Consider the following 15045-nt stretch of genomic DNA (forward strand, 5'->3'; position numbering starts at 1 on the left):
CACCCCGGCCCGTTCAGCGGCTCGCACCGCTGCGTGCCACGTCGGTGCTGGGTGCCACGTCGGTGTTGGGCGCCACGTCGGTGCTGGGCGCATCGGAGCTGCTGGGTACCACCGCAGCCCCGACCGGCGGGAACCAGGCGTCCGCCACCCGGTCACCCGGTGCTGCTCACGGCTCACCCGTGGTCCAGCTCAGCCGGGACGGCGCCCCGGCGGCGACCCGCAGCACGCCGAACGCTCCACTCCCCGGGTCGCCCCTGTCCGGGGCGGCTCCGCCCGGACCGCTACCGGGCAACTTCCCGCCGCCCGGCCTCCCCCTGCCGCCCGGGACGATCCTCCCGGGCCCTGCCGCGTCTCCACCGGGGTTCGGCGGGCCGGCACCGACCGCGGGCGGACCCGGGCCGGTCGATTCCGCAGCGGGACCGGGCATGACGACCGCGGTGCGTCCGACGGTGCAGCGCTCCCCGGCGACCGGGGCCCCGACGACCCCGGCCCAGCCGTTGGCGCTGACGCAGCGCACCTACCCGGCCGCCCCGCTCACCGTCCCCACCGTGAGCCGTCGACAGGAAACGGGTGCGGCGGTCCAGCGCAACGTCACGACCCGCAGCGGGCCGGCGAGCGCTGCTCGGCAGCAGAGCGCACCCGCACCGACCCCCACGACCAGCACCAACACCGTGATCCAGCGGGCGACGACGGCCCCGAGCGACACAGCTGCGGCACCGGCCCCGACCGCGGACCCGGCCGCGGCCGGCTCGCCGATGTCCCAGCTGAGCCGCCAGGACATGGACCAGCTCGCCCGTGACCTCATCGGCCCGCTCTCCCGCCTGCTGCGGGCCGAGCTCAGGTTGGACCGTGAGCGCAACGGCCGGTTGCGCGACCACTAGCACCAGGAGAAGGACAGATGCCCCCCACCACCGACCCCGGTTCCACCGTCTTCTTCAAGCTCTCCATCGACGGACAGGACTTCGGGCTGTTCACCAGCTGCGAAGGCTTCAGCGTGCAGGCGGAGGCCCAGCAGCACCAGGAGGGCGGCAACAACTCCTTCACCTGGCATCTCCCTGGCCGCATCAACTACAGCAACATCCGGCTCTCCCGGCCGATCAACTCGGACTCCAACCAGGCCAACCAGTGGATGGAGCAGTCGATGGTCACCACTCTGTTCACGCGGCCGACCGCGGAGATCACCGCGATGAACCCCGACGGCAGCGAGCTCTGCACGTGGGGACTCAACGAGGTCACACCGGTGAGCTGGCAGGGCCCTACGTTCAACCCGGACAGTCCCGGAGTCGCCACCGAGACCCTCGAGCTCGCCTACCACGGATTCAGCCTCTTCTGAGCCATGGTCAACTTCAAGGGCATCGCCCAGAATGCGGCAGCGAACGTACCGGGCCTCAGCAACTTCGCGGTCTCGAAGGCCTCGCTGACGCTGTACCACCCGCCCGCCTCGGCGACCGGCATTCCCGGCTCCCAGATCGGCGAGGTCAAGTTCTCCTACAACCCCGGCAACGTGCAGATCCAGCGTTCCGCGTCCTGGAGCGCGCAGTCGGCCGTCGCCTTCGAGCGCGGCACCACCCCGGAGTTCCACGGTGCGCAGCCAGCCAACATGAGCCTCGAGATCATCCTTGACGGCGGCATCCTCGGTGGCCTCACCGGCGGCGGGGTCGACAAGGACATCGAACTGCTGATGTCGGCCTGCCAGGTGGACCCGCAGAGCGTGAGCAGCAAACGCCCGTCACCACCGTGGGTGAAGCTCTCCTGGGGCAACCTGAAGGAAGCCCAGTTCACCGCGATCACGCAGAACGTCAGTGTGAACATCACACGGTTCAACGCGGACGGCACCCCGAACCGCGCGACCTGCCAGCTGTCTCTCATGGAGATTCCACAGGCGACCAAGGGCCAGAACCCCACCTCCGGGGCGCTCACCGCATCGCGGATGCACTCGGTGGTGGCCGGGGACTCGCTGGCGTCGCTCGCCTGGAGGGAGTACGGCGACCCGACCGTCTGGCGGGTGATCGCGACGGCCAACAACATCGACGACCCGTTGCGGCTGAAGCCGGGACAGGAACTGCTGCTACCGGCGGCGGAAGAGGTGCGGCGATGAGCGAGCGCGCGAGTCGCGAAGCGCCGACCGAGCGCAGCGAGGGAGTGCGATGAGCGAGAAGATCTACACCAATGTGCTCGAAGTGCAGATGAACGGCACGAAGCTGCCGGACCCGCTGGCGCGGCTGCTCATCTCGGGCTGGGCGGACAGCAGCATGAACCTGCCGTCGGCCTTCGAGCTCACGTTCTCCGACCCGCACAGTGACGTGACCACCACGTTCTCGCAGCTCGCCATCGGGGCGAAGGTCCAGATGTCGGTGGCCGCCGACGGCCAGATCGGGCAGCCGCTGCTGACCGGAGAGGTCACGGCGCTGGAGGCGGACGCGGACCGGAACGGCCGGACGCTGCGGGTGCGCGGCTACGACGCTGCGCACCGGCTGCAGCGCAACCGGCGGATCGCCGGCTACCCGAACATGACCGCGTCCGACATCGTGCGCAAGCTCGCGACCCAGAACACGCTGCAGGTCGGCAAGATCGACTCGACGCCGACGGTCTACGAGATGGCGACCCAGCCCAACGTCACCGACTGGGACTTCATGTCCCGGCTGGCGCTGGAGAACGACGTCTATCTCTACGTGGACCGCACCGGCAAGCTGCAGTTCACCGCCCGCCGGGACGCGTCCGGGGCGCCCGCGGACACCACCACGTCGGAGAAGAGCCCGTACGTGCTGCAGTTCGGCGCCAACGCGCTGCGCTGCCGGGTGGGGGTGACCTCGGCGGGCCAGGTCAACACGGTGACCGTACGAGGGTGGGACGTGCCGACCAAGCGCACGCTCACCGCCCAGGTCCCGGCGACGAAGACCGACGGGACGCAGATCGACGTGACCCCGGCCGAGGTCACGACGAAGTTCGGCAAGGCCGCGCTGACCGACTCGGACGTGCCCTACACCACGCAGTCACAGGTACAGCACGCCGCCACCGCGCTCGCCGACGACGTCGCCAGCTCCTTCGCCGAGATGGAGGTGGCGGTCACCGGCACCCCGGAGCTCGGACCGGGCGTCCCGGTCGCGCTCAACGGGGCGGGCCGCCCGTTCGAGGGCAAGTACACGGTGACCTCGGCCCGGCACGTCTTCGAGAGCGGTCAGCAGTACCTCACCTGGGTGGAGGTAACGGGCCGTCAGATCCGCAGTCTCTACGGCCTGGCCTCCGGCGGGGGCCGGAGCGCCCCGGTGATGCCGAGCATGGCCAACGCGCTCGTGAGCAACGTGAAGGACCCGACGAAGCAGGGCAGGGTGAAGGTGAAGTTCCCCTGGCTGTCGGACACCTACGAGAGCGGCTGGTGCCGGGTTGCGCAGTTCGGCGGGGTGCGCGGCGGCGGCTCGGTGCTGCCGGAGGTCAACGACGAGGTGCTGGTCGGGTTCGACCGGGGTTCCCTCGAGCATCCCTACGTCCTCGCCGGCCTCTACAACGGCGTCGACCGGCCCACCCCGGACACCAGCCGGCTGGATCAGGTCGACGGGGTGAGCGGCGCGGTGAACTGGCGGAGCATGGCGTCCCGCAGCGGGCACATGGTCGAACTGCTCGACGCGAAGACCAAGGCCACCACCGGGATCCGGATGCGGACCGGTGACGGTGCTCTGACGATGTACCTCGACCAGACCAAGACCACGATCACCGTGGACAGCAAGGGCGCGGTGAGCATCAAGGGCACGGTCAGCGTGAGCATCGAGGCCGGCGGTGACCTGAGTCTGAAGGGCGGCGGCGCGGTCAACATCGACGCGGGCGGCGCGCTGAGCCTCAAGGCAGGCGGGGACGTGGCGATGAACGCGGTCGGGGCCGCGACCATCGACGCGGTGGGCACCGTGACCATGAACTCGGCCGGGCCGGTCGAGGTGGGCTCGGTGTCCGCCATCACGATCAACGCTCCCGCGGTCGCCCTGGACGGCGGAGTCCTGGCCAACGGGGTGCCGGTGATATGACGGGCCCGGAGTCGGCAGCGCCGCGGCGCATCCCGGGGATGCGGCGATGAGTGGCGCGTTCGTCGGTACGGGCTGGTCGTTCCCGATGCACACCATGGCCTCCGGCGGGATCGCGCTCTCCCGAGGTGAGGGCGAGATCGTGGAAGCCATCCGGCTGATTCTCTCCACGGCGCCCGGGGAGCGGCCCATGCGGCCGGAGTTCGGCTGCGGCGTGCACGATCTGGCGTTCGACCCGATGAACCCGACGACGGCCGGCCGGGTGCGGTTCGAGGTGATGGCGAGCCTCGAACGATGGGAACCGCGTATCGAGGTGCTCGACGTGGTCGTCACCGCGGATGACGACGACGCCGCCACGCTGCTCATCGACATCGAATATGAGATTCGCGGCACCAACAATCCGCGCAACCTCGTTTTTCCGTTTTACGTCATACCTCCCGACGAGAGCGAAGTTTAATGCCCCTGCCCGCCCCGAACCTCGACGATCGTCGGTTCCAGCAGTTCGTCGACGACGCCAAGCGCTACATCCAGCAGCGCTGCCCCGAATGGTCGGACCACAACGTCTCCGACCCCGGAGTCACCCTGATCGAGGCCGTGGCCTACATGGCGGATCAGGTCGTCTACCGGCTCAACCGCGTGCCGGACAAGAACTATCTGGCGTTCCTGGACCTGCTGGGGATCACCCTGTTCCCCCCGGCGGCGTCCCGCGTCGACGTGACGTTCTGGATGTCGGCGCCGCAGCCGGAGGCCCTGGTGGTCCCGGTGGGCACCGAGGTGAGCACGGAGCGCACCGACACCGAGGTCGCGATCAGCTTCGCCACCGAGAACGACCTGGTCATCCCGCCGTGCGAGCTGCAGTTGGTACTGCGCCAGGTCACGGGCGGTGCTCCGGAGGACCGCACCCAGGAGGTCCTCAGCGAACGTGACGTGAGCGCGTTCTCCGCCGAGCCCCGCGCGGGCGACATGGTGCTGTTCGGGCTGTCCGTCGCGGTGCCGAACTGCGCCGTGGTGCTCGAGCTGGACAGCCGGGTCGACGGCGTCGGGGTCGACCCGCGTCAGCCCCCGCTGCGGTGGGAGGCGCTGACCTCCCGCGGATGGCAACCGTGTGAGGTCGCCGAGGACAGCACCGGCGGCTTGAACCGCACCGGCCAGGTCATCCTGCACGTCCCCGACGGGCACACCCGATCCCGGCTCGGCCAGCAGGAGGCCGGCTGGCTGCGCTGCCAGGTCACCGAGCCGAAGGTCGGTCAGCCGTTCTACTCGGTGTCGCCCACCCTGCGTTCCGCCACGGCGTTCACCATCGGCGGCACCGCCCGCGCGGTGCACGCGGACGACATCCACAACGAGATCCTCGGGGAGGCCGAGGGGGTTCCGGGGCAGCGGATGCAGCTGTCGCGCCCGCCGGTGGTGCTCGGCGAGCCCTCACTGCTGCTCGAGGTGTCCGACGACGACGGCTGGCGGCCGTGGGAGGTCGTCGACAACTTCGCCGCCTCCGACGCCCGTTCCCCGCACGTCCGCCTCGACGCGACGACCGGCGAGATCACCTTCGGCCCGGCGGTCCGCGAGCCCGACGGCAGCGTGCGTCAGTACGGCGCGGTGCCGCTCAAGGGCTCGGTCGTGCGCGCGACGCGCTACCGCTCGGGCGGGGGGCGCACCGGCAACGTCTCGCGCGGCACCGTCCGGGTGCTGCGGAGCTCGATCCCGTCGATCGCCCGGGTGGAGAACCGGGAGGGCGCGCGCGGCGGTCTCGACGGCGAGACGATCGACGAGGCCAAGGTGCGGGCGCCGATCACCCTGCGCGCGCAGGACCGGGCGGTGACCCCGCGGGACTACGAGGAGCTCACGCAGCGGGCCGCACCCGAGGTCGCCCGGATCGCGTGTCCCACCGTGCGCGAGTCCGGGAACGAGAACGCGGTACGGGTGCTGGTGGTCCCCCAGGCCGTGCCGGACATCGGCGGCCGCCTTCGCTTCGAGCAGCTCGTCCCCGGTGACGAGCTGCTGGCCCGCATCACCCGCTATCTCGAGGATCGGCGCCCGCTCGGGGTGCGGCTGTCCGTCGGACCGCCGTTCTACCAGGGCGTATCGGTGCAGGCGACCATGCATTCCTTCCGCGGGGTCTCCTCGCAGCAGGTGCGGGCCGGCGCGCTGGACGCCCTGTACGAATACCTGGACCCGCTGACCGGGGGGCCGCAGGGCGATGGCTGGCCCTTCGGACGCCCGCTCGCGGCCGGTGAGCTTTTCGCGGCTCTGCAACGTGTACCTGGCGTGGAGCTCGTGGACGAGGTGCAGCTGTTCCCCGCCGACCCCCTCACGGGGCGGCGCGCCGACCAGACCGACCGGATCGATCTCGCGCCCGTGGCGTTGCTGTTCCCGTTCGACCTGCGCGTGCGAGTGATCGGGGACCGATGAGAGGCAATGTCACCGACCCCCGCAGCCCGTACCCGCTGGCCGACCAGCTGCCGGCGATCTACCAGGAGGACTTCTTCGGGCTGCGCTTCGCCAGCGGCTTCGACGTGGTGCTCGGGCCGGTGCTGATCCTGCTCGACTGCCTCGAGGCCTACTTCTCCCCCTGGCTGGCCCCCGAGGACTTCCTGGACTGGCTGGGCCAGTGGATCGGCGCCGAGCTCGACGGCGACGAGCCGGTGCTGATCCGCCGGGAGGCCATCGCCGGCGCGGTGACCATGCACCGCAGGCGGGGTACCGCCACGGGCCTCGCCACCGCCGTCCGGCTGGCGATCGGGGTGACCCCGGAGATCACCGAGAGCGGCGGGTCGTCGTGGTCGGCGCGGCCGCTCGGTCCGTTCCCCGGCAGCGCGGAACCGCAGCTGCGCGTGACCGTGCGGGTCCCCGACCCGAGCACGGTCAACCTGGCTCGGTTGGAGGCCGCGGTGGCGGGGGCAAGTCCTGCACACATGCCGTTCGCCATCGAGGTGATCGGCACCAACGGAAACGACGTGTTGACGGTATGAGCGACGAGACCACTCCACCCCGCTGCCCCAACTGCGGAAACGAGGGGCCCTCCAGCGGCAAATCCTTCTGTGAGGTGTGCGGCGACTTCGTCGACTGGGACGAGGTCCGCCGTACCGAGCAGCGCGCTTCCCAAGCAGCCCGGCCTGCGCCCCAGCCGCAACCGGCGCCCCAGCCGCAGTCGCAGCCCGCACCCCAGCCGCCGGCAGCCGCGCCGGCACCGGCTCCGTACCCGCCGCAGGCCCCGGTCACGTCCCGGACGGCCGGGTTCGACGACACCCCCGCCGACCCCGATGCCGAGTCGCGGAAGTCGGACCTGCGGCAGCGGGCCCGCCGGCTCCTCGTCCCGCTCTCCGAGCGCGACGAGGTGGCGCCGGTGCTCCCGGGGCGCCCCGAACCGCCCCGGCCCGAGGTCCGGCCGGTCACGGCGACGCAGGAGAGCGGCATCGTCTGCTGGAACTGCGGCGTCGAGAACCGGTCCGACCGCCGGTTCTGCCGCAACTGCGGGGTGGATCTCAGTGCCGCGCCTGCTCCCGCGGCCCCCCGGAGGCCGGGCTTCTGGAAGCGCATCCGGCTCTGGTTCGCGCGGCTCAGCCGCGGCAAGCTGATCGCTCTCGCCGCGCTCATCGCGGCCGCGATCCTCGCGGCGCTGGCGTTCCTGTTCCTGCCGGCCCTGATCAACAAGTTCTCGCTCCTCACGCCCTCCACGGTGGCCGCGTCGGAGACCGACCAGCAGCATCCGCCGACCGCCGCCTTCGACGGCAACTCGAACAGCTGGTGGGGCACCGGTCAGAGCGGTGACTCCTCGGGTGCGGCCATCACGGCGAACTACGCGCAGTCGGTCAACCTCCGCGCGGTCCGCATCACCCCCGGCGTCTCCCCGGACCCCAAGGACCGCGACAAGGAGAACCGGCCCGAGCTGCTCGACATCACGGTGGAGAACACGCAGGGGCAGAACAAGGTGTTCCACGTCCGGCTGCAGGACGACCTCGTGCAGCAGGTGGACACGCCGGTGGACAACGTCAAGTCGGTCACCCTCACCGTCCGGAGCGCCTACCAGTCGGGCCGGGACAAGCAGGTGGCCATCGCCGAGGTGCAGCTTCTCGGAACGCGCAGCTGAGGACCGCCCACCGGCGGGGCGACCTGGTCGCCCCGCCGGTGGTCAGCCGATGGTGGCGAGGAACTCGAGCACCCGCTTCCTGAGGACCGTCGCGGCGCTCTCGTCGTAGACGGGCAGGCTGCTGTCGGTGAACAGGTGCTGGTCGCCGGGGTAGAGGAACAGCTCCGCGCCCTCGACCGTCTCGACGAACTCGTGGGCGATGTCGACGTCACCCCACTCGTCGTGGTCCATCGTGTGGATCTGCACCGGGACGGCGTGGGGCCACGTGCCTCCGAACTCCGACAGCGGGACGCAGCTGTGGAGCAGCAGGGCCCCCGTGGCGCCCGGCCGCCGCTGGGCCAGCATCTGCGCGGGCATCACCCCGAGCGACAGCCCGGCGTAGACGACGTCGGCGGGCAGGTCCTCGGCAGCGAGCCGGCCACGCTCGATGAGGGTGCCGAACCCGATCTCGTCGGCATGGCCGATGCCGTCGGTGAACTCGGTGAAGGTTCTGCCGTCATAGAGATCCGGGGTGTGCACGACGTGTCCGGCGGCGCGGAGCTCGTCGGCGAATGCGAGCACTCCGGACGTCAGCCCCTGTTCATGGTGGAACAGGACGATCTCAGCCATGGCGCCGGAGCCTAGTGATTCCGGTAGGCCGAACGCCGGTCGCTATCTGCTCGGGACGGCACCCGCCGTCAGCCTGGACGCGGTGACGGTCATGGCGTCCCACGGGGGGTGCACGAGCCGGTTGGACCGGGCCTCGTACCACAGGATCCGGCCGTCCCGGTTCACGACGCGGTGCTGATCCACCTGCTCCGGGCGCGGGCGGCTGGTGCGGACCAGGAAACCGGAGCCGTCGCCTGCGGTCCGCAGGTCCTGCTCGAGCCTCTTGATCGAGTCGGTCACCGCGGGTTCGGCCGCCGTCGGATGGGTCCACTGCGAGTGCACCGCGGCGGCGACGGCGGGCTCGGCCTGTTCGCTCGTCTGCTCGGTCGGCAGGGAGACCGCGAACGGCACGATCCCGGACACGGCCTTCGCTGCCTCCGGCCCGGACCCGCCATGGAACGTGAACAGGAACCGCACGTGGCCGTCGAAGTGGACGAGTGGGAGCGTCACCTTGGAGTTCGACACCACCCGCCCGCCGCTCTGGACCTCGGTGCCCCGCCGCTTCCGGAGGGAGAACCCGAGGAAGCCGGTCCCGCTGGGGCTGCCCTTCACACCGGATGCCACGGCGCCGAACTGCCCGGTGAGGCCCCCCAGTTTCGACTTGCGCTCCCGCTCGCGGAACCGCGTGGTGTTCTCCGCCACCAGCGCGACATCCGCGCCCCGCTCCTCGCGGTCCTCGGCCAGCTCCACCACCTCGGCGGTCACCGAGACCCATGCGCTGCCGAGCTTCACCCGGAACCGGGGGCTCGTGAGCTCCTCCCCCTGGGTCAGGCGGGGCAGGTTGGCCATCAGCTCCTCCCGGCTGAACGCCTGCTTGGCCCGCTCGGAGTTCGTCAGGCCGCGGGTCGGCCCCGAGTCCCAGGCGCCCCGGTAGATCTGCCGCCCGTAGGTGTCGAGCAGGCCGAACAGCGAACCGACGTCGGGCAGGTCGCGGATGACGGCGTTCGACGGGAGGCCGTTGCGCCAGGTCTGCTCCGGCGCCACCCGGACGGTGCGGGGCTCCGCCCGACGCGCCGCCCAGGCCCGGCGCAGGCCCGGCGTGGCCGGCTGACCGACCCGGAACCGGGCGTCCTCGGCCTGGTCGACCTCGAGGGCGTCGCTGCTCTCCACGAGCGCCCGGAACCGCACCTTCGCACGGCCCGTGTGGCGCTCCTTCACCAGGAACGCCCGCTTCGTCATCGGGGTTGCCGTGGAGTCCGGGGAGGTGGACCTCGCCACCAGCCGCGCCCGCTCCGCGGCCAGCCTCTCCAGCCGGGACGCCGCGTTGGTCTCCACGATCGCACTGGCCGTGGGGCTCGGGGACCGGAGCGCGAACTGCCGCCGCGCCCGTTCGACCTCCAGGATCCGCTGGTCGATCTCGTCGATCCTCGGATCTCTCAGCGGTTCCGTGCGGGGCCGCCTGCGGATCTCCGCGGTCTGCTCCTCCAGCAGGTCGGCCTGCTCGGCCATGAGGGCCGCGCGCCGGCGCGCCAGCCCCTCCTCGGCAGCCACGGGATTCGGTCCCGCTGCGCCGTTCGCGGCGCGGAGCTCGTCCTCGGAACGCGCGATCTCCTGGAGCTCCGTGGTGATCCGGTCCATCTCCTGGCGGAACCTGCCGGAGTTCTTCCCGATGCTCCGGTCGACCGTCCTGCCCAACAGGCGACGCGGCGGCCGGAACTCGAAGTCGAGGACCGCGACCCCGTCGAACACGCTGCCCGGGACCTTCGACTTCGTCCCGCCGCCCGCACTTCGACCGGACCTGTGGTCGGACGTCGCGTCCACTCCGCGCTCGTACGCGCCGGTGACACCACCCACGAGAGCCGGGGCCACCCCCGACGGGTCGGAGGTGCCCTCGACCCCGACACCCGTCACGTAGGCGCTCCGTGAGTCGGCCATCGGCCGCCCGTCGGTGCCCAGGAGGCTGAGACCGGCGGTGGCGCCGCTGTTGAACTCGACGGAGGGGATGTTCGCGGCGTGCGTCATCTCCTCCACACTGGACCTGATCACCACGCTGCCGTGCTTCTTCAGCGTGATGGTCCAGGACTGACCCGCCATCATGGACCGCATCCGCGTCCGGAGCTCGTCGATCGTGAACTTCTCCGCGAGCTCGGCGCGGGCCGCCGCCCAGGCCTTGGGGGACCCGAAGGCCCGGACGCCGGTGTCCGCCAGCTGGTCCAGAACGGCCGCCGAGGAGAGCCGCCCTGACGGCCCCGGCACCGGCACCGCTGTCGATGTCGTGGCGACCGCGCCCACGGGCGGGGCCTGCTCGGGTTGGAGCAGCTCCAGCACGATGTCGCTCGCCCCGAGAAGCTGGGACTGCGCAATCCGCGAGGGCGGCCGGAAACGCGTCGTGGACGCGGTGCCCGACCCGGCCCCCGGTCTCGCCGGCATGTCGCGGGCGGGGAACGCGAACTCACCCCGCATGACCGCTGTCATCGTCCGGGGCGGCCCCCCGCGGAGCCTGACCTCGATATCGAAACTCAGCCGGCCCGTGAAGAGCTCAGCGGGCTCGACCGACTTCCCTCGCGACACCGCAGCGGCGGAATGGTCCCGACCGCGTTCCCACATCCGGTCCACGTACGCTCTCTCGCCGACCGTGACCGCCACATGGGGCGCGGACACCGATCCCTGTGCGATCGCGGCGACACGGTTCCGGTGCCCGCGCGAGGTTCCCTCGGCGGTTGTCGAGTCCGTGCCGACCTCGAACTCGAACGCGGGGACCGAGCGCAGGTGCGATGTCATCGCGGCCGTGGCCGAGACGATGCGGATGTCCGCGCGGGTCTTGTCGACCGTCACGGACGTGCCCCATGACCGCCCGTGGGTGAGTGCGGAGACCAGCGGCCGGAGCGCGACCGGGTCGAAGAGCGGAAGCACCTTCTCCTCGACCTCGCGCCAGTGGGGACCGAAGCCGTCGCCGATCTCCGCGCGGAGCCTGTCCACCACCGCCCTGTCGTCGTCCAGCCGCACGACCACGTCCGACGCACCGATCTGGCCGGTCCGGCTCACCCGCTCCGGCCCCACCGCGGCACGCGGAGCCGCGGTGGGGGTGCCCCCCGCCCCCGAGCGGCCGGCAGGGGTGGGCGGAGCACGGAAGCTCTGCGCACCGCCGGCTCCGTCCACGACCTGGTGCTCGTCGGTGTGTGACTTCGGCACCGCCACCACGAACCGGAGCGGGACCGGTTCGTCGTCCAGCGCCTCGGCGACCCCGCTCTCGGAGAGCCGGACGTTCACCGTGGCCGTTCCGATGAACACGACCATCGGCTCCGAGAACTTGCCGCTGGCCACGCTGCCGCCGCCCCGGCGCGCCTCCGAGCCCTTGCGGTGCCGTACCGCGAACTCGCCCCCGAGGCCCGGGAGCTGGCCGGACACCGCCTCGGAGAACTGGTGTTCGACGCCGCCCTGCCCCTCGACACCGCCACCCCGATAGGAGGAGCGCCCCGCGGCCGACCCTTCGCTCACGTCGTTGAGCACGTTGAGCTCGGCGTTGTTCGAGAGCTCCCGGACGTAGTCCAGCCGCTCCAACCGGGCCGTCGCCGCCATCCATGCGGAACCGTGCCGGGCGCGGATCAGCGGTGGGCTCTGCAGCGGCACGTTCCGGGTCATCGCCGGGATCGACGCCGCGAGGCGCTCGCGGCTGAACGCACCGAGAACCACTGGCCGCAGGCCCGGCCAGGCCTCGCCCAGCTGCCGCTGCCCCAGCGCCCCCGCGAGGTCGGCGACGGGGTTGTGGGCGTCGTCGGATCCCGCGAGCACGTCGATGATGACGGCATGGGCCGGGAGTCCGCCCCCGCTCTGCCCTCCGGAGCCCCAGATCGCCTCGCCGGGCCGCCGGACGGTCGCCCCCGCGGCAAAGCTGGGTGCCCTCATGGCCCCGCGTTCGCCGACGGCCGCGAACCTGCTCGCCTCGGCCGACACGACCGACTCGTCGGCCGCCACGACGGCCTGGAACCCCACTCTCGAGTACGCCGTGGTGGGAGTGGTCGAGGCGGCATCGAGAACGCTGAACGTGAGTCCGGCGATACCGGCGAAGACGGCGCCACGCGCCTTCATCTTGATCCCGGTGCCGGACCGGACCGTGATCTGCGCGCCTGATCTGTTCTCGCGCCCGTACTCGAGCGGGACGCCGAGGCTCCCGCTCAACGGCGCATCGTTGAAGTCGGAGTTCGAACCCGAGAAGACCCCTTCCGCCCGCCGGCCGGCGGCGACGGAAGAGCCCACCGTCCGGCTCGCGTCGGTCCCGACGTTGAACTCCGTCTGCGCGGTGGTGCGAACGTGCCTCATCTGCTCGATCTCGGCGGCGACCCGGATCGTGCCCCGGCCGTTCATGAGGGGGATCTCGAGACCCTTCCCCACCATCATGGCTTTCAGGTCGCTCTGCAGGGACACCATCGTGAGATGTGCCAGTAGCTCCCGCCGCACCGCAGGCCAGGCCTCGGTGAACACCCGGCGGCCGCAGCTCTCCAGGGATGCCCACTCTGTCTCGGAGCCGAGCAACGCTCGCACCCCGCCGCCGGTCCGTTTCCCGGCGGCATCCACCGCGTAGACGTCCTGGACCACGTCCATGCCGCCCAGCGCCCGGGTCTCCTGCACCCGCATCGGTGGCATGAGGTGCGCGTCGGGGCCCGGAGCACCGGCCGCCTCGGCAGCCGGGCCGGCGACCAGCGCGGGCACGGTCACCCCGGAGCCGGACCCCTCGTCTCCCCCTCGTTGTCCGATCTCCCGCCGCGAACCCACCAGCGGCAGCCGACGTGGCCCGCGGAGCCCGGAGAGGTCGAACGCGACCTGGATCTCGGTGTCCATACGCAGCGCACGTTCCGGAGTCTTGGTGCGTGCGAAGCTGCGCCCCACACTCGCCTCAACGCTGCTGGTGATCCTGTCCCGGAGCCCCCCGCCCTGGAAGGTGAAGCCGGTGGCCGCGGAGGGTTTGGCGCTGACGATCCCTCCGAAGCGGATCCGGGATCGACGCTCCCCGAGCTCGGAGACCGACGTGGACCGGTCGCCACCGTCCTCGAACTCCAGCTTCTCGAGCGTGTCCCGCGCCGCGGCCGTGACGACCCGGGCCGTCACCTCGATCTCACCCGTCCAGCCGCCGACGTCCAGGGCGACGAGCATGACGTCGCCCCGGGTCAAGGACGAGAGCACGGGCTGCAACGCCTGCAGGCTCAGCGGCGCCGCGACCTGTTCTCTGGCCTCGTCCAGCTGGCGCTTGGTCAGGACGTGTGCGAGCTCCCGCAACAGGCTCTCGCTGACCGCGTTGTCCGGGCCGTCGATGTGCAGGACGCGGTCGCCGCCCCCGAGCTGGCCCTCGCTGATCCGCTCGGGTGGGCGCGGGAGGCCACCGTCCCGGGCGGAGCCCGACGTCGTAGCGGCCGCTGCCTCGGCGGGCGCGGCGGCCCGGCCCTTTCCCTTGTCGGCGCCCCGTCTCCGGCCGGCAGCTGCCGCTCCGGCGTCGACCTGCGCCGGAGTCTCGGACGTGAGCGCCTCGACGGCGTCGGCGCTCTCCTCCGGGACGGCGGGTAGCGGCCGACGCCGGGGGCGTGCCATCGCTCGTGCCGGCATGCGCTGCACCACGGAGCCCGGGGCGGCCCGTCCCCGGTCGCGCACGGCCTCGGAGCCCACGCCGGTCGCGGGCAGCCCCGACACCAAGGCCGACGCCACCGCATCGGCCTCCTGCTCGAACCGGTCGTCGGGATGGCTCATGTGCAAGCCGTTGCCCTGGTCGGTTCCGCTCACCGGGCCCCGCCGTTGCTGGACGACGTGGGTCAGCTCGTGGGCGATGGTCCGCCGGTCGGTGCCGGCACCGAGCACGACGTGCTCACCGGAGGTGTAGGCGCGGGCCCCGATCTCCGTCGCCGAACGCTGCGCGGCCACATCGGAGTGCACCCGGACGCCGGAGAAGTCCGTTCCGAGCCACGTTTCCATGTCGCGCCGGACCCGGTCGTCGAGCGCCCGCCCGGGCGAGGCCAGCACGTCGTGCACGGCGGAGCGGTGCACGGGCTCCGGTCCCACCGGCCCGGACCCGTCCGGAGGGACGATCTCCTCGTGACCCGGTTGCGGTCGATCGGCCAGCATCCGGTTGACCGCACCGTTGCCGGCCAGGCGCTGCAGCGCAGGCAGCCGCCCCGAATCCGGCTCGGCCGCGACCGGTGCGGAGCCTTCGGCCCGGCGTGCGGGCGACCGGACAGGGTGCTGTGCACTGCCGATCTCGGGCGCGGAGCCCCGCATCCGCACTGATTCTCCCCGCTGGACGTGATGTCACTCGACTCCTTCTCGCCAGACTCGGCGAGCCGCCCCAGATTGGACGTACGAGCGGAGAGC

General features: G+C 71.7%; 11 protein-coding genes. 8 read left to right on the forward strand and 3 right to left on the reverse strand.

Going from position 1 to position 15045, the window contains the following annotated elements; translation table 11 throughout:
• Positions 1 to 13 precede the first annotated feature (13 nt).
• Positions 14 to 148 (reverse strand): hypothetical protein, encoded by a 135-nt coding sequence (locus ACQPZA_RS24880; protein WP_433274237.1) that lies wholly within the window; start codon positions 146 to 148, stop codon positions 14 to 16.
• Between the two features lie 277 nt (positions 149 to 425).
• Between ACQPZA_RS24880 and ACQPZA_RS24885 the strand changes: the two genes are divergently transcribed.
• The 8 genes from ACQPZA_RS24885 (at position 426) to ACQPZA_RS24920 (ending at position 8100) form a co-directional block, all read left to right on the forward strand.
• Positions 426 to 881, forward strand: a complete 456-nt coding sequence (locus ACQPZA_RS24885; RefSeq protein WP_433274239.1) for a hypothetical protein — start codon at positions 426 to 428, stop codon at positions 879 to 881.
• 17 nt (positions 882 to 898) lie between these two features.
• Positions 899 to 1333 carry a phage tail protein gene (locus ACQPZA_RS24890; RefSeq protein ID WP_169399240.1) on the forward strand — a complete coding sequence of 145 codons (435 nt, stop codon included), beginning with the start codon at positions 899 to 901 and terminating at the stop codon, positions 1331 to 1333.
• A 3-nt stretch (positions 1334 to 1336) separates the two neighbouring features.
• Positions 1337 to 2098: a LysM peptidoglycan-binding domain-containing protein gene (locus tag ACQPZA_RS24895; RefSeq protein ID WP_433274241.1), complete on the forward strand. Its 762-nt coding sequence runs from the start codon at positions 1337 to 1339 to the stop codon at positions 2096 to 2098.
• A gap of 49 nt (positions 2099 to 2147) precedes the next feature.
• Positions 2148 to 4016 (forward strand): VgrG-related protein, encoded by a 1869-nt coding sequence (locus ACQPZA_RS24900; protein WP_433274243.1) that lies wholly within the window; start codon positions 2148 to 2150, stop codon positions 4014 to 4016.
• 46 nt (positions 4017 to 4062) lie between these two features.
• Complete coding sequence (locus tag ACQPZA_RS24905; protein ID WP_433274245.1) at positions 4063 to 4470, forward strand: GPW/gp25 family protein; 408 nt, start codon at positions 4063 to 4065, stop codon at positions 4468 to 4470.
• A complete protein-coding gene (locus tag ACQPZA_RS24910) occupies positions 4470 to 6422 on the forward strand; it encodes a putative baseplate assembly protein (protein ID WP_433274247.1) in 1953 nt (650 codons plus the stop codon). Before ACQPZA_RS24905 ends, ACQPZA_RS24910 begins: the two co-directional genes overlap by 1 nt.
• The gene (locus ACQPZA_RS24915; RefSeq protein ID WP_169399235.1) at positions 6419 to 6982 is read left to right on the forward strand and encodes a phage tail protein; all 564 of its coding nucleotides are present in this window, start codon (positions 6419 to 6421) and stop codon (positions 6980 to 6982) included. Before ACQPZA_RS24910 ends, ACQPZA_RS24915 begins: the two co-directional genes overlap by 4 nt.
• Positions 6983 to 7056: 74 nt before the next feature.
• Entirely contained in the window at positions 7057 to 8100 is a 1044-nt protein-coding gene (locus tag ACQPZA_RS24920) for a zinc ribbon domain-containing protein (RefSeq protein ID WP_433274249.1), read from the forward strand.
• 42 nt (positions 8101 to 8142) lie between these two features.
• Here the strand turns inward: ACQPZA_RS24920 and ACQPZA_RS24925 are convergent, their stop codons facing one another.
• The gene (locus tag ACQPZA_RS24925) at positions 8143 to 8709 is read right to left on the reverse strand and encodes a dienelactone hydrolase family protein (RefSeq protein WP_433274251.1); all 567 of its coding nucleotides are present in this window, start codon (positions 8707 to 8709) and stop codon (positions 8143 to 8145) included.
• 42 nt (positions 8710 to 8751) lie between these two features.
• Positions 8752 to 14952: an eCIS core domain-containing protein gene (locus tag ACQPZA_RS24930; RefSeq protein WP_433274253.1), complete on the reverse strand. Its 6201-nt coding sequence runs from the start codon at positions 14950 to 14952 to the stop codon at positions 8752 to 8754.
• Positions 14953 to 15045: the final 93 nt, after the last annotated feature.

The sequence above is a fragment of the Pseudonocardia xinjiangensis genome, from assembly GCF_050948425.1.
Classification (GTDB): domain Bacteria; phylum Actinomycetota; class Actinomycetes; order Mycobacteriales; family Pseudonocardiaceae; genus Pseudonocardia; species Pseudonocardia xinjiangensis.